An 18,253-nucleotide genomic window follows, 5' to 3' on the forward strand; every position below is an offset into this window, starting at 1 on the left:
CGGGCGAGACTCGCTGTCTGGGGCGGTCAACGCTTCCGGCGGTCTCGCTTGTCGCGCACGCGCACGTTGATCCGGACCGGCGAGCCGTCGAAGTTGAATTCCTCGCGGAGTCGGCGCTCCAGGAACCGGCGGTAGCCCGCCTCCAGGAACCCGGTCGTGAACAGCACGAACGTCGGTGGCCGCACCGATGCCTGGGTCGCGAACATCACGCGCGGCTGCCGCCCTCCGCGCAGAGGAGGCGGATTCGACGCGATGACGTCTTTGAGCCAGTTGTTGAGCTGGCCGGTGGAGATGCGCTTGTCCCACGACTCCAGCGCACCTTCGAGGGCAGGCACCAGCTTTTGGACCGCGCGTCCGGTCATCGCCGAGATGTTCACACGCCGTGCCCACGGCACGCGAGCGAGCTCGCGGTCGATCTCCTTGTCGAGCTGGTAGCGACGATCCTCGTCGACCAGATCCCACTTGTTGAACGCGATCACCAAGGCACGTCCGGTCTCGATGATCAGCGACAGCACGCGTAGGTCCTGCTCGGTGATCGGCTCCGACGCGTCGATCAGCAGGATCGCGACCTCGGCGGCCTCGAGCGCCGACCTCGTGCGCAGCGACGCGTAATACTCATGCCCGCTGGCGGTGTGCACCTTGCGGCGCAAGCCCGCGGTGTCGACGAACAGCCACGGCCGTCCGTCGAGTTCGACGAGCTCGTCGACGGGGTCGACGGTGGTGCCAGCCACATTGTCGACGACCGAGCGATCGGAACCCGCGAGCTTGTTGAGCAGCGAGCTCTTCCCGACGTTGGGCTTACCGACGAGCGCCACGCGACGGGGACCGCCGTATGCAGGCGCCGCATCCCGCGGGGTCTCGGGCATCTTCTCCAGGATCACGTCGAGAAGGTCACCCGCTCCCCTGCCGTGCGCAGCGGAAACCGTATGCGGTTCACCGAGTCCCAGCGACCAGAGCGACGCAGCCTCGGCCTCGAGCTTCTCGCTGTCGACCTTGTTGGCGACGAGAATGACCGGCGTCTTGGACCGTCGAAGCACGCGCGCAACGGCCTCGTCTGTCGCGGTGGCGCCGACCGTGGCGTCGACGACGACCACGATGACGTCTGCGGTTTCCATCGCCGATTCGGCCTGTTTCGCGACGGCCTGTTGCAGGCCCTTGGCGTCGGGTTCCCATCCGCCGGTATCGACGACGGTGAATCGGTGTCCCGACCACGACGCCGAATACGACACACGGTCGCGGGTCACGCCGGGAATGTCTTCGACGACGGCCTCACGGCGGCCGAGGATGCGGTTGACCAACGTCGACTTGCCCACGTTGGGACGGCCGACGATCGCCACGACGGGGAGGCGCTCGGGTTCGCCACCTTCCTCCCCGAGGTCGAATTCGCTGAGTTCCCAATCGGTTTCGTCCGACCAGATACCGTCGCCTGGTTGGGCGGTTACGTCGGTAGTGATGAAGTCATCGTGCTCGGTCACACGGCACCTCCGGTTCGTGTCTGGACCAGTCCGGCGAGTTCGTCGAGAACCTGCTCGAGCGACAGGTCGCTGGTGTCGACGATGACCGCGTCGTCTGCGGGTCGCAGTGGCGATACGGTGCGCGTCGAGTCGAGATGATCACGGCGGTTCACACTCTCGAGAACCTGCTCGAAATCGCTGTCACGACCGGCGGAAAGGTTCTGCCGATGTCGTCGTAGTGCTCGCGCTTCGGGCGTCGCGGTGAGATAGATCTTGACCTGCGCGTCGGGAAAGACGACGGTCCCGATGTCTCGGCCCTCGACGACGACGAAATCGTCGACGGCGTGAATCCGTTGCAGCGCAACCATCTTCGACCGAACGGCTGGCACGGCAGAAACCGCGGAGACCGCGTTGGTCACCTCGTCGGTGCGAATCGGCGCCGACACATCGTCACCGTCGAGGAACACCCGGGATCCACCCGATCCGTCTGCACGCAGTTCGATCCGCGCGTCGTCGACGACCGCGGCGATCGAGTCGGGAGCATCAGGCGAGACGCCTGCCCGCTGCACAGCGAGCGTCGCGGCACGGTACATGGCCCCGGTGTCGAGGTAGTGCGCACCGACCCGCTGCGCGAGAAGCTTTGAGACAGTGGACTTTCCGGTCCCCGCGGGTCCGTCGATCGCGATCACACGCGAGGACGTGACGGACTCGCTCACATCCCCACCGCCTTGTACAGCGCACCGACCTCGTCGCGACCGAGTACTCGCAGGGTTCCGGGACGCTGCTCGCCGAGTGCCACGTTGCCGATGTGGGTGCGCACCAACGAGGTCACCGGGAACCCGACGGATTCCATGAGTCGACGCACGATCCGATTTCGGCCCTCGTGCAGAGTGATTCGCACCAGCGACTGTCCTTCGTTGACGTCCATCACGGTGAATCCGTCGACGGACACCGGGCCGTCGTCGAGTTCGACGCCGTCGCGCAGCGCGCGGGAGAGTCCACGAGGAACCTCGCCCTTGACCGTCGCGAGGTAGGTCTTGGGGACCTCGTAGGACGGGTGCATCAGCCGATGGGCGAGCTCGCCGTCGTTGGTCAGCAGCAACAAACCCTCGGTGTCGGCGTCGAGTCGGCCGACGTGGAAGAGGCGCTGACCCGCCATGACGCGTTCGGCCACGATGTCGCCGACGCACGGGCGTCCCTGGTCGTCGGCCATCGTCGACTGCCAGCCCTTGGGCTTGTTCAGCGCGAGGTACTGCTTGGTCTCGTCGATGATGACGCGGGCACCGTCGACGCGAATGACCGCGGTGTCGGGGTCGATGCGCAGCCCCTGTTCGGTCACGACCTCGCCGTCGACTTCGACGCGGCCGGCGGCGATCATCTCCTCAGCGCCACGACGCGACGCGACGCCTGCCTGTGCAAGGACCTTCTGGAGTCGTACGCCGTCGTCGACATAGGTTGCGTGGCCACTCTCGTCGGAGCCGCCCTGGTGACGGGCTGGTCGCGCGTTGTTCAGCCTGATACGCCCCGCCTCGACGTCGGGCGTCGAACGGCCTTTGCGATGCCTCTTCTTTGTGCTGGGCTGCTGGCCCTTATACCCATGCCCCTTACCGCCCGCGGGGATGCTGCGACCGCTCGCGGACTTGCCCGACGCGCCGCGCCCGGCTGCCCCACCTGCGGAGCGCTGCCCGCGGGGGTTGTCATTGGAGCTGTTCTTTCGGTTGGTGCGACCCGCATTGTTCTTCCTGCGGTCGCCCGGTGTGCCGTCACGGCTAGCGGATGCCATATGTCATTCCTGGTCGTCGATTGTGGTTCCCGACGAGGTGTCGGGTGTGTCGTCTCCCTTTGAGTCTGAACGCCCACCACTCAGTTTGGCGAATCGCGGGTCGGACAGGAGCTCTTCGTCGAGGTCGTCGATGAGGTCGACGTCGGGCAGCAGCGGCGCCAGATCGGGTAGTTCACTCAGCGACGCGAGCCCGAGACGCTCGAGGAACAACTCGGTTGTCCCGTAGGTCGTAGCGCCCGACGCGGTGTCGGACCCGACCTCGTTGATGAGTCCGCGGGCGACGAGTGTGCGGACGACGCCGTCGACGTTCACGCCTCGGATCGCGCTGACTCGCGCCCTGCTCACGGGCTGTCGATACGCGATGACGGCGAGCGTCTCCAAGGCGGCTCGGGTCAGTTTCGAGCGCGCCCCGTCGAGGAGGAGACGCTCGACGTACGGCGCGTACTCCGCTCGCGTGTAGAACCGCCAACCATCACCGGCGAACCGGAGGTCGATGCCACTGCGCGCTTCGGTCAGGTAAGCCGCCATCTGGGTGAGTGTCGTGTGCACGCGTGCGCGGTTGTCGCCGACCGCCGAGGCGAGTTCGTCGGCGGTCACCGGGGTGTCGACGACGAGCAGCACAGCTTCGAGCGCCGCACGCAGACGCGCGTCGTCGAGAACTGGTTCGGAGTCTGCCTCGTCGACGACCACGTCGCCGACGTCGAGCGTCGTCTGCTCGGGCGCAACGCTCTCGGACGAGTCGGCGTCGGGGCCGCCTGAATTCTCGTCGATGTGGGTCATTCGTAGTCCTCTGCTTTCTCCATGCGTAGTTCGTCGCGGTCGCGCTCGCCTGTCCACGACACCTGGAGTTCTTCGAGTGCCTCCGGCTGCTCGAAGGTGACCGCACGCTCACGGAAGAGTTCGAGCAGTCCGAGGAAGCTGCCGACAACCTCGAGTCCGTTCTCACAGTCGGCAACGAGCGCGCGGAAGGTCAGCCACTCGCCGGGCTTGGCAGCCAGCAGCGCGGCCATGCGTCGAGCCTGCCCGGGCACCGACACCTTGTGCATGTCATGAAGGTGATCGAGACCGACCGTCGGGATAGGTCGCGGGGTCAACGCTGCGACGGCGACCTCGGCGAACCCGTTCGCGTCGACGCCGAGTGTCACCTCGGGCAGCAGGTCGGTGAACTGCTGCTCCAACGACACCGCGCGCGGATACCGCTGCAGCGCCGCGGCTTCGAGTTCGCCGAAGAGTGCGGCCACCTGCTTGTACGCGCGGTATTGCAGGAGTCGCGCGAAGAGCAGGTCACGCGCTTCGAGCAGCGCGAGATCCTCCGGGTCGTCGACCTCTCCGGTCGGCAACAACCTTGCCGCCTTGAGATCGAGCAGGGTTGCCGCGATGACCAGGAATTCGGTGGTCTGCTCGAGCCCGAGCTCGGAACCCATCTCTCGCGTGTACGCGATGAACTCGTCGGTCACCGCATGCAGCGCGACCTCTGTGACGTCGAGACGGTGCTGGCTGATCAGGTTCAGCAGCAGATCGAACGGACCCTCGAAGTTGGCGAGCTTGACCCGAAAGCCCTGCTCCTCTGCCTCCGTCGCCCCCGCCTCCGTGGTGCCCGCCTCCGGGGTTCCTACCTCTGGAGCCTCGACGTCGGCCTCAGCGGTGCCGGTCTCGGTCATGCCTGCTTGACGTTGCGCGCGATGACCTCGCGAGCCAACGCGCGATACGCCTTGGCGCCCGCGGACTTCGGCGCCCACGACGTGATCGGTTCACCTGCGACGCTGGTTTCCGGGAAGCGCACGGTACGCGCAATGACGGTGTCGTACACGGCGTCGCCGAAGACCTCGACGACGCGCGCCATCACCTCACGGGAGTGCAGGGTTCTGGCGTCGAACATCGTGACGAGGATGCCACCGAGGGTGAGACGGAAGTTGAGTCGGTCGCGCACCTTCTCGATCGTGTCGGTGAGCAGCGCCAGACCGCGCAGACTGAAGTATTCGCACTCCATCGGGATGATCACGGTGTCGGCGCAGGCAAGGGCGTTGACGGTGAGCAACCCGAGCGACGGCTGGCAGTCGATCAGCACGACATCGTAGCGGTCGAGGACAGGGTGCAACGCCCTACCGAGTGCCTGTTCGCGTCCGACCTCGCTGACGAGTTGAATCTCGGCGGCAGACAGATCAATGTTCGACGGCAAGAGGTCGAGGTTCTCGACGCGCGTACGCATCAGCACATCCTCGATGGAGGCGTGCGGTGGGACCAGCAGGTTGTAGACGGTCTCGTCGAGTTTGTGATGCGGCACGCCGAGGCCCGCAGACAACGCACCCTGCGGATCGAGGTCGACCAGCAGTACGCGTCGCCCGTACTCGGCGAGTGCGGCACCCAGGTTGATCGTCGACGTCGTCTTACCCACGCCGCCCTTCTGATTGCAGACGGCAATGACGGTCGCGGGTCCGTGTCGGTCGAGCGGCGCAGGCGTCGGAACGTCGCGGTAGGGACGCCCGGTCGGGCCGATCTCGTCGTCGGGATGATCGCCCTCGTCGATGTCGATGCCGGACATCACATGAAGTCGGTACTGATCGTCGGCATGACCTCCCGACCGCGGTGTACTCGGTGTGCTCACGTACCCGCCTTTCTCACTGATCACGTATCGACGCCGCTTGTCAGCCTAATGGTTCACTGCACCGAAGCCGTGGAGCATCGCCGCACGGGCCTTCCACGACGCTCAGCGCGCTCTCGGATGGGCCGTGGCATACACCTCACGCATCGTGTTGACCGTGACGAGGGTGTAGACCTGCGTCGTCGTCACAGAGGCGTGCCCGAGTAACTCCTGGACCACTCGCACGTCGGCGCCGCCGTCGAGCAGATGCGTCGCGAATGAGTGCCGCAGGGTGTGCGGTGAGACGGCAGTACCGATTCCTGCCCGCTCCGCGGTGTCGGCGAGCACCTGCCACGCGCCCTGTCGGGTGAGCCTGCCGCCGCGCGCGTTCAGAAACAGCGCGGGCGTCGAGCGTGTCACCAGGGCCGGCCGCCCACGCACCAGATACGCCTCGATCGCGCCGACGGCGGGTCCGCCGACCGGCACGAGTCGCTCCTTTCCGCCCTTGCCGCGCAGTAGGGCGGTGCGCGCATCGGTGTCGAGGTCGTCGACGTCGAGCGACGTCGCCTCGGTGATGCGTGCTCCACAGCTGTAGAGCAGTTCGAGGAGCGCGCGGTCACGCAGCGCACGCGGATGGTCGCCCGCCCCCGCAGCTTCCAGGATCGCGACGACGTCGTCGACGGGTAACGCCTTGGGGAGGCGTCGCGCCGGACGCGGTGGCCGCACCCCGTGCGCCACGTCGGCGGGTACGACACCTTCAGCGGCGGCGAACTTGTGAAAACCCCTGGTGGCCACCAGGGTTCGCGCTACCGAGCTGTCGGCGAGGGGTGTTGTCCCGGCCTGCTCGTCGCCGCGTCGCAGGTCGACGAGGAACTCGCGCACGTCGTTCTCGGTGACCTCCGCGAGATCGACGATCCCCCGCCCGCAGAGATAGCGCCGGTAGCGGTCGAGGTCGCGGCCGTAGGACGCAAGCGTGTTGGGCGCCATGCCGCGTTCGACGGTGAGGTGGTCGAGATACCTCGACACCACGTCGTCGACACGCGTCCCGGCGGTCACGTCGATGCCCGACCCGCCTTGCGATCGGCGAAGGCGTGGGGCTTATCGCGCCATGGCGAATCCGGCGTTCGCAGCTGCGTGTCGGTGCGATCCGCGGCAGAGAGCGCGAGAATCCCCGACACCGCGGTCGCGTTCACGATGTCACCGGACAGCACCATCGACACAGCGTCGTCGAGCGCGACCCACTCCAACGACATATCGGCCTCTTCGTCCTCGCGTTCGGCCACATGGTGCTCCGACAGTTCTTCGGCCAGGTAGACACGCAACGCTTCGTCGGTGAACCCGGGCGATAGGTCGAGGTCGATCAACACCTGCCACCGCTGCGCACGCAGGTCGGTTTCCTCCGCGAGCTCGCGCTGCGCGGCGGCGAGCGGCGGCTCTACCCCGCCCTTGTCGAGCAGCCCCGCGGGAATCTCCAACAACCTGCGGCCGACAGGATGCCGATACTGACGCACCATCGCAATCCTGCCGTCCTCATCACGCGCGACGACGGCCACGGCACCGAAATGCTCGACGACTTCGCGTTCGGCGACCCGACCGCCCGGCATCTCCACCTGGTCGAGGCGAAGCGCGAGTATCGCTCCGTCGTAGACCACTCGGCTCGACTTCACGTCGAAGTGGTGGGCGCCGGGGCCGGTGCACTCGCTCAAGCGTCCTGTTCCTCGACCTCGACGGCGACGTCGTCTTCGACCGCCGCCGCGGGCGGAGGATCGTAGTCGCCCAGGTCCACCGGAAGCCGTTCTGCCGCTTTGTATTTCAGCGAAGCATCGATGAACGACCGGAACAGCGGATGCGGGCGCGTCGGCCGGCTCTTGAGTTCGGGGTGAGCCTGGGTGCCCACCAGGAACGGATGAATCGACTTCGGGTACTCGACGAACTCGACGAGGTGACCGTCCGGCGACGTCCCCGAGAACACGAGACCCGACGCGGCGATCTTGTCGCGGTAGGAGTTGTTGACCTCGAAGCGGTGCCGGTGTCGCTCGGACACCTCTGTCGATCCGTACGACTCCGCCACGATGCTGTCTGGCTTGAGGGTTGCCGGGTAGGCACCGAGCCGCATCGTGCCGCCGAGATCGGCTTCTCCGGCGACGATCTCGGTTTGATCGGCCATGGTCGAGATGACGGGGAACGGGGTGTCCGGATCGAACTCCGTCGAGCTCGCGTCCTCGAGGCCCACCGAGCGTGCGGCCTCGATCACGATGCACTGCAGGCCGAGGCACAGTCCGAGCAAGGGAATGCCTCGACGCCGCGCGTACCGGATCGCTCCGAGCTTGCCCTCGATCCCGCGGATGCCGAAGCCACCGGGAACCAACACGCCGTCGACGTCTCCGAGCGCTGCCTGCGCACCCGCCTCGGTGGCGCATTCGTCGGACGGAACCCACTTGATCTCGGTCTTGGCGCGCCACGCGAAGCCACCGGCGCGGATCGCCTCGGTCACCGACAGATAGGCGTCGGGCAGGTCGACGTACTTGCCCACCAACGCGATTCGGACCGTCTCACGCGGCTCGTGCACACGGTTGAGCAGTTCGCCCCACACGGTCCAGTCGACATCGCGGAACGGCAGCCCGAGCTTGCGCACGACGTAGGCGTCGAGTTGCTCGGAGTGCAGCACCTTGGGGATGTCGTAGATCGACGGGGCGTCGGGCGTGGAGATGACGCCGTCGATGTCGACGTCGCACATCAGCGCGATCTTCTTCTTGAGCCCCTCGGGCACGTCGCGATCGCACCGCAGGATCAGCGCGTCGGGCTGGATTCCGACGTTGCGCAGAGCAGCGACCGAGTGCTGGGTCGGCTTGGTCTTCAGCTCACCCGACGGCGCGAGATAGGGCACCAGCGAGACGTGGATGAAGAAGACGTTGTCGCGGCCGACGTCGTGACGGATCTGGCGGGCGGCTTCGATGAACGGGAGCGACTCGATGTCGCCGACGGTTCCACCGATCTCGGTGATGACGACGTCTGGCGGCTCACCGTCGTCGCCGGGCGCACGCATCGCGAGCACCCGCGATTTCAGCTCGTCGGTGATGTGCGGGATGACCTGGACGGTCTCGCCGAGGTACTCGCCGCGTCGCTCCTTGGCGATGACTGTCGAATACACCTGTCCGGTGGTGACATTCGCCGACTGCGAGAGATTGCGGTCGAGGAAGCGCTCGTAATGCCCGACGTCGAGATCGGTTTCGGCGCCATCCTCGGTGACGAAGACCTCACCGTGCTGGAAGGGATTCATCGTGCCTGGATCGACGTTCAGATACGGATCCAGTTTCTGCATGGTTACGCGCAGACCGCGCGCTGTGAGTAATTGGCCGAGGCTCGACGCCGTCAGACCTTTTCCGAGCGACGATGCGACGCCGCCCGTAACGAATATGTGCTTCGTGCCTTCATGCACGTGGCGAAGTGGTCGCAAAACCCGTCTCTCCCGTCGGCTGGATCAGGCCGGAAAACCTGTTGACCTACGGGACTCCAGGGTAACACCCATCGGCGGTTCTCCGCTCCGCCACACCGGAAGCGTGCTCGCCGAAGGTGTGATCCGCGTCGTGATCCCGCCGACGGCCAGGGCGAGCGGCGTCCCTCTCGGAACGCCCCGCCCCCGGACGGCGTCAGGTCGACGGTCGGTCGGTGGCCCCGACGGTGATCGCCTTGGCGCCCGCTCCGGTGCCGTAGGCGCCGGTCCGCCCGCCCTTCTCCTCCTGTAGGACCAGGATCGACGTGATGCGCCCGGTTTGCTGATCGACGTTGTCGACGGTCGAGACGGCGTTGCCCAGACCGGGGTCCGAGCGAACGACGGCGATCGGCGAACCACCAGCGGTCGAACCCGTCCGACCGAGTAACGCTCCCCCGTCGCCACGTCCCGAGAGTGCCGCGGCGAAGCGGGCGACGAGTTGTCCCTGAGCACCGGAATCCTCGGGATAGCCGCCGCCGGTCACCACGACGGCGAGGTCGGCAGGTGTCGAGCCCGCCCCGGCATAGTCGATGAACCCGCCGTCGCGTAACGCTTCGAGTCCGGTCCGCCGGTCGTCGGCCGACGCTGCGCCCTTTCCGCCGCGGTCGAGCGTCAGAGCACCGAGTAGATCACCCGCGCGGCCACCGGAGTCGACCAGTTCGGCGCGCAGCGTCGAACCCGGAGGAATCGTCTGGTCGATGATCGTCGAGAGTTGCTCGGATTTCTGATCGGAGACGAATTGTGGCGTCAACGCGATCTGACCCGACACCTTGGCGCCCGCGCCTGCGACCGCGTCCTTGATGGCAGCGACGTCGGCGTCTGCTGCGCCGGGAGCGGTCACCACCAGGACCGACTGGCCACGAAGCGTTCCGTCGATCACCCGTCCGGTGATCGCGGTGTCAAAACTATTGGCGCTGTTGAGCTGATCGTTGAGTTGATCGCGCTCGTCCTGCAACGCCCCGATGCGATCACGACTGGTGCCGGTCAACGAATTCATTCTGTCGCCGACAAAACCGGAGCCGATGAATAAACCCACCGTGAGTGCCAAAAACACCGCGGCGAGCGAGATCGCATGCTGCCGAACCGAAATCATTGTCTACCTGTTCCAGACCCCACGGGCCCACTCGACGAGCTGATGCCACTGTGCGACAACCCAATCGGTCACTTCGCCACCCGCGCTCGACAACATCACCGCAGCGATCACCGCGATCAGCGCCGCGAGTACAACGAAGGCGACGGCCGCCCCCGACACGCGGCTCCTATACAGCGTCGCAACAGCTTTCGCGTCGACCAGCTTGGGTCCGACCTTCATTCGGGTGAGGAAGGTCGACGGATTGCTCTCACGCCGCGAGCGGTCGAAGAAGTCATCGAGGGTGCCGCCATAGCCGACGGTGACGATGAGGTCGGCGCCGTGGTAGTCGGCGAGCAGCAAAGCGAGATCCGACGCCGCGCCGGCAGCGGGGAATGTGGTCGCCCCGATTCCGAGGTCCTGGATTCGCTCGAGACCCGAGGCATGGCCGTCGGTGTCTGCCGGAAGCACCAGTTGCGCACCGCATTTCAGTGTCGCGACCTTCATCTCTTCCGGGTCGCCGACGATCAGCGAGGGCTTGTACCCGGCCTTCGTCAGCGTGTCTGCGCCGGCACCGACACCGATGATCACCGGTGAGTACTCCTTGATGAACGGCTTGAGTGCACGCAGATCGGCGGCGCGGTCGGGTCCGTCCCCCACGATCACGACGTGCTTGCCGACCAACGAGGCGTCGATGTCGGGCACGCCGACACCGTCGATCAGCAGTGGGGACTCGCTCCGGATGAACTCAATCGTGTTGCCGGAGAAGGCTTCGAGGTGATCGACGAGTCCGGTCTTTGCCTCGATCATCATGTCGGCGATCTCGTGCTCGTCGAGCGTGGTGCCACGCGCGAGGCGTCGTTCACCGACGAACACCTTGCCGTCGTCGACCCGGAGTTTCGCGCCGTCCTTGACGCGCTTGAACACTTCGGGTCCGACCTCGTCGACGAGGACGATCCCGGAGCCGACGAGCACCTCGGGTCCGAGGTTGGGGTAGCGCCCGCTGATGGAGCGGGACGCGTTGACTACGGCGACGACATTGGCCTCGACCAAAGCGTCGGCGGTGACGCGGTCGAGGTCGACCTCGTCGAGGATGGCTATGTCACCCGGTCCGACTCGGTCGATGAGGCGGCGGGTGTTCTTGTCGATCCTGGCGATACCGGACACGCCAGGCAGTTCTTCGGAGTTACGTGCGAGCAGTGCGGGCATCTTCATGCACCACATGATTGACCGTGCGCCGCGCAGCCTTGGGGAGGCGCGCCGCAACATGGGCAACTTTTGTCACACGAGTACCAACTGTCTCAGCGCTTCTTGCGGGTGCCCTTCGCTTTTGTCGCTGCGGCCGTCGACTCACCTGCCGACGATCCGACGGCGTGAGCCTTCTCGCCATCAGCGGTGGCCAGTAGTTCCTCCGCATGCGCCCGGCCCGTGTCTGATTCGCCGAGTCCCGCGAGCATGCGCGCCAATTCGGCGACGCGCGCGTCACGGTCGAGCGGCCGAAGTGTGCTGGTCTGCGCACGATCGCCTGATTTCGACGTCTTCCCGATCACCAGGTGGTTGTCGGCGAAGGCCGCGACCTGCGGAAGGTGCGTCACGACGATGACCTGGTGGGCCCGTGCGAGTCCCGCGAGCCTCCGGCCGATCTCCACCGCGGCCCGGCCGCCGACACCGGCGTCGACCTCGTCGAAGACCATGACCGATCCCGACGTCGGCTCTGCGAGAACCACTTCGAGCGCCAGCATCAGTCGCGAGAGCTCGCCGCCGGACGCCGATTTGGCGATCGGCAGGGGGTCGGCGCCGGCATGTGCAACGAGGGCGAACTCGACGCGATCGGCGCCGTCGGCACCTGCGTGCGCGGCGGCTCCGTCAACCGTGATCGTCAGCCGATCGTCGGGAGCCGCGACGTCGGGGATGACGTTCACCGAGAGTGCGGCGTCGCCCATCGCAAGGCCTGCCAATTCGGCCGACACCTTGCTCGACATGGAGGTCGCCGCCTTACGACGCATGGTTCGCAGCGTCGACGCCACCGATTCGACGTCGGCACGCGCCGACGCGGCCGCCGCCTCGAGTTCGTCGATCGAGCCCTGCGGGTCGTCGATTTCGGAAAGTCGACGTTCCGCAGTCTCACGCCACGCGATGACGCCGTCGATATCAGGTGCGTATTTGCGGACCAGAGCCTTCAGCTCACCCTGGCGAGCGAGCAGCTTCTCGAGTTCGTCTGCGTCGCTGGGCAGCCCGGATAGAAACGACGACAACTCGTCGCCGATATCGGTGACGACGGTCAGCGTCTCCGACACGCGAGCAGCGAGCGTTCGCAGTTGCGCATCGGCAGCGGACTCCAGGAGCGAACGAACCTGCCCGAGACCGTCGACGAGCGAACCGTTATCGCCCGCGACGACGTCGTGCGATCCCGCAGCCGCCGAACGAATCGACTCGAGATCGGAGAGTCGTCGGATGGTGTCGGCGAGCGCGTCGTCTTCTCCCGGCTGCGGGTCGACCGCGGCGATCTCGTCGATGCCGAAGCGCAGTCGATCGGCTTCCTGCGCAAGTTCACGATGGTTGGCGCGGCGTGCGTCGAGTTCGTCGAGTACCGCGACCCAGCTCTCGCGCGTCGAGCGATACCGCTTCAGCGCCGCGGCAGCCTTGTCGCCGGCGAAACTGTCGAGGGCGTCGCGCTGATGGTCGGGACGAAGCAGACGAAGTTGATCGTTCTGGCCGTGAATCGTCAACAGCGCGCCCGTGAATCTGCCCATCACGCCGACCGGCACCGACCGCCCGCCGAGGTGTGCACGCGAACGACCATCCGAGCCGACGGTGCGCACCACGATGACCGAGCCGTCGTCGTCGAGTTCTGCACCAGAAGATTCGACGATGTCGGCGACAGCGGCACGCGTGGCATCGTCGGCGGACTCAGCGAGTCGGAACCGCCCCTCGACGGTCGCTTTCTGGCTCCCCGATCGCACTCTTCCGGCGTCGGCGCGCGCACCCGACAGCAGTCGCAGGCTGGTGACGATCATCGTCTTGCCCGCGCCGGTCTCGCCCGTCAATACGGTGAACCCGGGGCTGAATTGTGCGGAGGCCTGATCGATGACGCCGAGGCCGGAGATCGACAGCTCTTCGAGCACTACTTCCCCTCACCCTGCCGCCCGCGCCATCCGGTCACCGGCAGGTCGAATTTCGTGACGAGTCGATCGGCAAACGGATCGGAATCGATGCGTACCCACAGCACCGATCGGTCGCTTCGGACCACCTCGACGCGGCCGCCTGCCGGGACGAAGATCTGGCGTCGGCCGTCGCACAGGGCGATCGCCGACCGTCCGTGCTTATCGATTTCCACCGCGATCCGCGATCGAGGGCTGGTCACCATCGGCCGGGCGAACAGCGCGTGCGCATTGCTCGGAACGATCAGGATCGCTTCGAGGTCGGGCCACATCACCGGTCCGCCGGCCGAAAAGGCGTAGGCAGTCGATCCGGTGGGTGTCGACACGAGCACGCCGTCGGCTCCGAACGCGGATACCGGCCGACCGTCGACTTCGGTCACCAACTCGAGAACGCCATTGTTGGTTCGGTTGAGGATGGCGACCTCATTGAGTGCCCAGCTACGGCGCACCTCGTCCGGTTTGGTCGGATGACTGATCGCGATGTCGAGGGTCATCCGCGGTTCGACACGGTAGTCACGCGAAATGAGCTGCGCCATCACGTCGTCGATGCGGTTGGCCTCGGCCTCGGCGAGAAAGCCGATGTGTCCGAGATTGATTCCGAGCACCGGAACACCCGCCGGATAGGCGAGTTCTGCTGCGCGCAGGAACGTTCCGTCGCCTCCGAGCACGATGACGACCTCGCACCCGACGGCCGATTCCGGGTCGCCCGTCGCGACGGTGACATCTGCGCCGAGCTCGCGCAGTCCGTCGATGTCGAGCGGATGGCTCGGTGGCCGCGTGGGGCCATGGTCGCGGTTGGCGGGATCGTCGTGACCTTCCCTGTCGTCTCGTCCGCGAAGGTCGACGTCGTCTTGCGTCGCGGGGTTGTCGGCAGTGAGGTCGTGGTCGATGATGCGTAGGCCAACACCAGCCGCAGCGCAGTGGCGTGCGATCGATTCGACCGTACGGGTCACCACAGCACGTCCGGTGTGCGCCACCACCATGAACTCGCGCTGACCGGACACGGCGACCACTGATTCGTCGATCACCTTGTTCCTTTCACCATTCCCGATCTGCGGGCACGCTCAGCGAGGTCCCTCGTCGACGGCACGGTGGATCATCCCCCGCAACTGCGCATCATCCGCAATGTCGGCGACTTCGTCTGCGCCGCCACCAGTCTCCCCGACAGTATCGTCCGCCGGAACGTCGGGCTGTGCGTGGTGGTCAGCGGGTTGGTATGTGAGCCACAAGAAGTATTCGACGTTGCCCGACGGCCCTGGCAACGGACTCGCCACGACGTCCCTGGTGACCAGACCGAGCTTCGCTGCGTCGCGCGCGACGTGGTAGACCGCCTCGGCGCGCAACTCGGGGTCGCGCACAACGCCACCGGAGCCAACCCGGTCCTTACCCACCTCGAACTGCGGTTTGACCATCGGCAACAGGTCGGCGCCCGGTCGGGCACTCGCGGCGAACGCCGGTAAGACCAGCGACAGCGAGATGAACGAGAGGTCGGCGACGACGATGTCGACGGGTCCCCCGATGTCGTCGGCGTTCAGGTGACGAACGTTGGTACGGTCGTGCACGTCGACACGGTCGTCGGACTGAAGCCGCCAGACGAGCTGCCCGTAGCCGACATCGACCGCAACAACCTCGGCGGCCCCGCGTCGAAGCAGAACGTCGGTGAATCCTCCGGTCGACGCGCCCGCGTCGAGGCAACGCTTGTCGGCGATGGTCAAACCCTGCGGCTCGAATCTTTCGAGTGCACCGAGCAGCTTGTGCGCACCGCGCGACGCCCAGTCGTCGCGGGGGCCGTCGTCGGAAACGAGGATGGGGGTGTCGCGCGTCACATTGGTCGCAGGCTTCGCGGCAAGCACCCCATTGACGGTGACCTGGCCCGCTTCGATCAGCTCACGAGCCTGCTCTCGCGAGCGCGCCAACTTCCGGCGGACGAGCTCGGCGTCGAGCCTTGCGCGCGTAGCCACTCAGCGGGCCCTGAACAGGTTCATGATCCTCGACAGGTTGGCCGTCATCGCGGATCGACCTCTGCCAACGCTGCGGTGAGTACGTCATGAGCCTTCTCCAGCAGTTCGCTCTGCCGCGCGAGCGCCGCAAGATCGAAGGTGTCGCCTGCCTGCTCGCGAATACGGTCGACCTCGTCGAGCAGCGACTCGACCGTCTCCGCGACCGGAATCTGCGGCTCGGCCGCAAGGTCGGCAGGCGAGGGCGATTGCGGCCCGGGCCGCAGGTGCGCTCCGGGGACGGGGTGTTGCGGTTGCTGGTAGTTCATGACACGACCACGCTAGCGCAGGTCTCCGACACCGAGCTTGTCGATCTGCGACCGAACGTCCGGGTCGTCGCTGGTGATCGCCACATCCGACGGGTCAACCGGCCCGGCTTCGACGTCCCGGCCATCGAGGAGTGCCCATGCGGCGTGCGCGAGTGCAGGCAGAAGCGCCTCGTGCGCGGGCTCTTCCCCAGTGGCAGTCACCGTGATGGTCGCGCCGGACACCTCGACGTCCCAGTCCGGCTGTTCTCCGATCCGGACGGTTTTCTCATCATCGAGAAGACCGGTGAGGTCGTCGATCACGTGCGACGGCCGCTGCTCGGGTGGTGCAAGCAGCAGATCCTTCGGAGTGCTCACACCGGTCAGGACGAGCGCGCTGTCGAGGCCGACCGAATGTGCGCCCTGGATGTCCGTATCGAGTCGATCGCCGACGACCAGCGAATTGGTGACTCCGCTGCGCTTCATCGCATCCGCCATCAGCGGCGCAGCGGGTTTGCCGGCGACGAGAGGTTCGGCGCCGGTCGCGTTGGCGACAGCGGCGACCAGTGACCCGTTGCCGACGAGCAGTCCGCGCTCGGAGGGCAGCGTCGCATCCGTATTGGTGGCGATCCACAGTGCGCCCGCGCGGATCGCGAGCGCGGCTTCCGACAGCGTCGACCAATTGGTGTCCGGCGAGAATCCCTGGATCACGGCGGCAGGTCGGTCGTCGGCGCTCCTGGCGACACCGACTCCGACCTCGCGCACCTCCTGCGCGAGTCCGTCGGTACCGAGCACGAGCGCACGCGAACCTGGCTCGACGTGTTCAGAGAGCAGACGAGCCGCGCTCTGAGCACTCGTCACGACCTGATCCTCGGTCGCCGAGAAACCCATCGAATTGAGATGTGCTGCAACCTCACTCGGACGTCGGCTCGCGTTGTTGGTGACGAAGATCTGGGGAAGGTCGAGAGCGTCGAGGGTCTCTCGCGCTCCGTGGGTCGGCTCCTTGCCCGCGAACACGGTGCCGTCGAGGTCGAGGAGCAGCGCCTCGTAGTGATCGACCAACGACCCTTCCGGCGGAGCCTGCGGCTCGGGCGAAGGCGCGCTGGACGCTGCCGGCGTCGAAGGTTGAGGAGCCGGTGCCGAGGGTTGAGGAGCCGGTGTCGAGGGTTGAGCAGCCGGAGTCGTGGCCGTCGATGCAGTGCTCGCTGAAGCCGATTTCTCGTCGGATGATTCTGTACTCGACGTGGGTGGGACTTCGGCAGGCACGGACGTCGTCTCCGACTCGGCAACGTCATCTCCCGAGGCGTCTACCGAGCTATCTCCCGAGTCCTTATCTCCCGAGTCATCTATCGACGCGGCACCGACACCATTACCGGAAGGGCCTTCGGTCTCATCAATGGCACCGACGACATCGACGTCTTCCACTGCCGAGGCATTGCCGTCAGATGTGGTGTCGGGACTCATGTCCTCCGACAGCTCCATCAGGCGGAACTCCGCATCGGTGGCGTCGTCGACGTCGGCCGCTGCGGCGTTCATGTACCAGGTCACCGCATCATCACGACGGTCAGCCGCCAATAACGCGGACGCGTAGGCGTAGAACAACCGTGCTGCCATCGTGCCGGTCCGGCCTGGTGCGAGATCCTCCGCCTGAAGCGTCACGAGCGCCTTCGCGGGTTCGCCCGCGTCGATGCGGGCGCCGGCCTCGACGATGCGCATTTCTGTCGCCTCGTCGCCGGTCAGTGAGCGCCCCTCCTCGCTACGAGCGATTTCGATAGCTCGTTCTGGGCGTCCGAGTCCGCGCTCGGCGTCGGCGATCAATGGCAGCAGCAATGTGCCGCCGTTGATTCTGCGCGCGGCTCGCAACTCGGTAAGAGCCTCTTGCCATTCGCCGGCGTTGTAGGCCGCGATTCCCGCGGTCTCGCGGACCAGTCCGACCCTCGAGGCGCGCTCCCGCGCCGCACGTGCATGAGCCAGCGCCAATTCGGGATCTGAATCGAGCAGCTGAGCGACCATCACCAGATGCCTCGCCACCCGATCGGCGTTCGCCTTGTCGAGCGTCAACAGATCACGGCGTACTTCCTGGTCGAGGTCCGACGCCACGACGTCGTCGGGCAACGGCGGACCCGCAGGCCGGCCCTCGGGCCCTCGTCGATCCGAACCACGTCGATCCGACGGTCGTCCACGGCCGTCTGGCCCACGTCCGCGATTGTCCGACCCACGCCCTCGGCCTCGTTTGTCCTGTCCCCGATCGCGATCGTTCATGACTCTCAATCTATGCCCTGCGGGGTCTTGGTGCGGAATCCACCGCGACCCGGAGCTCCCGCGTGCGCGAAATGTAAATGCCCGTGAATGCAGTAATGCCCCGCACCACTGGGGTGCGGGGCAATACTGGGATGTTGTGCTCGGCGGTGTCCTACTCTCCCACACCGATTAGAGTGCAGTACCATTGGCGCTGGTGGGCTTAGCTTCC

16 protein-coding genes are annotated in these 18,253 nt (G+C 66.3%); all 16 read right to left on the reverse strand.

Annotation, left to right across the window (positions count from 1 at the left end; translation table 11 throughout):
- Positions 1-26 precede the first annotated feature (26 nt).
- The 16 genes from der to A5785_RS17135 all read right to left on the reverse strand — a co-directional run bounded on the left by der (position 27) and on the right by A5785_RS17135 (position 18,045).
- Entirely contained in the window at positions 27-1,475 is a 1,449-nt protein-coding gene (gene der / locus A5785_RS17060) for a ribosome biogenesis GTPase Der (RefSeq protein WP_064867813.1), read from the reverse strand.
- Complete coding sequence (gene cmk, locus A5785_RS17065; RefSeq protein ID WP_064867815.1) at positions 1,472-2,170, reverse strand: (d)CMP kinase; 699 nt, start codon at positions 2,168-2,170, stop codon at positions 1,472-1,474. Before cmk ends, der begins: the two co-directional genes overlap by 4 nt.
- Positions 2,167-3,237 (reverse strand): pseudouridine synthase, encoded by a 1,071-nt coding sequence (locus A5785_RS17070; protein WP_064867817.1) that lies wholly within the window; start codon positions 3,235-3,237, stop codon positions 2,167-2,169. The genes cmk and A5785_RS17070 overlap by 4 nt, the downstream gene beginning before the upstream one ends.
- A gap of 3 nt (positions 3,238-3,240) precedes the next feature.
- Entirely contained in the window at positions 3,241-4,017 is a 777-nt protein-coding gene (gene scpB / locus A5785_RS17075) for an SMC-Scp complex subunit ScpB (RefSeq protein WP_156525509.1), read from the reverse strand.
- Positions 4,014-4,898 carry a segregation and condensation protein A gene (locus A5785_RS17080; RefSeq protein WP_064867819.1) on the reverse strand — a complete coding sequence of 295 codons (885 nt, stop codon included), beginning with the start codon at positions 4,896-4,898 and terminating at the stop codon, positions 4,014-4,016. The genes scpB and A5785_RS17080 overlap by 4 nt, the downstream gene beginning before the upstream one ends.
- On the reverse strand, positions 4,895-5,842 hold the full coding sequence (locus tag A5785_RS17085) for a ParA family protein (protein WP_049700768.1): 948 nt from the start codon (positions 5,840-5,842) through the stop codon (positions 4,895-4,897). The genes A5785_RS17080 and A5785_RS17085 overlap by 4 nt, the downstream gene beginning before the upstream one ends.
- Positions 5,843-5,944: 102 nt before the next feature.
- Entirely contained in the window at positions 5,945-6,874 is a 930-nt protein-coding gene (gene xerD, locus A5785_RS17090; protein WP_064867821.1) for a site-specific tyrosine recombinase XerD, read from the reverse strand.
- Entirely contained in the window at positions 6,871-7,524 is a 654-nt protein-coding gene (locus A5785_RS17095; protein WP_064867823.1) for an NUDIX domain-containing protein, read from the reverse strand. Before A5785_RS17095 ends, xerD begins: the two co-directional genes overlap by 4 nt.
- Complete coding sequence (locus A5785_RS17100; protein ID WP_049700742.1) at positions 7,521-9,275, reverse strand: CTP synthase; 1,755 nt, start codon at positions 9,273-9,275, stop codon at positions 7,521-7,523. The genes A5785_RS17095 and A5785_RS17100 overlap by 4 nt, the downstream gene beginning before the upstream one ends.
- Before the next feature lie 193 nt (positions 9,276-9,468).
- Positions 9,469-10,404: a copper transporter gene (locus A5785_RS17105; protein ID WP_049700743.1), complete on the reverse strand. Its 936-nt coding sequence runs from the start codon at positions 10,402-10,404 to the stop codon at positions 9,469-9,471.
- A gap of 3 nt (positions 10,405-10,407) precedes the next feature.
- Positions 10,408-11,589: a putative cytokinetic ring protein SteA gene (gene steA / locus A5785_RS17110; protein ID WP_197494534.1), complete on the reverse strand. Its 1,182-nt coding sequence runs from the start codon at positions 11,587-11,589 to the stop codon at positions 10,408-10,410.
- Between the two features lie 92 nt (positions 11,590-11,681).
- Positions 11,682-13,505 (reverse strand): DNA repair protein RecN, encoded by a 1,824-nt coding sequence (gene recN, locus A5785_RS17115; RefSeq protein WP_064867827.1) that lies wholly within the window; start codon positions 13,503-13,505, stop codon positions 11,682-11,684.
- Positions 13,505-14,569, reverse strand: a complete 1,065-nt coding sequence (locus A5785_RS17120) for an NAD kinase (protein ID WP_064867829.1) — start codon at positions 14,567-14,569, stop codon at positions 13,505-13,507. The genes recN and A5785_RS17120 overlap by 1 nt, the downstream gene beginning before the upstream one ends.
- Before the next feature lie 36 nt (positions 14,570-14,605).
- Positions 14,606-15,502, reverse strand: a complete 897-nt coding sequence (locus A5785_RS17125) for a TlyA family RNA methyltransferase (protein WP_064867831.1) — start codon at positions 15,500-15,502, stop codon at positions 14,606-14,608.
- A gap of 44 nt (positions 15,503-15,546) precedes the next feature.
- Positions 15,547-15,807 (reverse strand): hypothetical protein, encoded by a 261-nt coding sequence (locus A5785_RS17130; RefSeq protein ID WP_064867833.1) that lies wholly within the window; start codon positions 15,805-15,807, stop codon positions 15,547-15,549.
- Positions 15,808-15,819: 12 nt separating this feature from the next.
- A complete protein-coding gene (locus A5785_RS17135) occupies positions 15,820-18,045 on the reverse strand; it encodes an HAD-IIA family hydrolase (RefSeq protein ID WP_064867835.1) in 2,226 nt (741 codons plus the stop codon).
- Between the last annotated feature and the right edge of the window lie 208 nt (positions 18,046-18,253).

This window comes from Gordonia sp. 852002-50395_SCH5434458, from assembly GCF_001665905.1.
In the GTDB taxonomy this organism is placed as follows: Bacteria; Actinomycetota; Actinomycetes; order Mycobacteriales; family Mycobacteriaceae; genus Gordonia; species Gordonia jacobaea.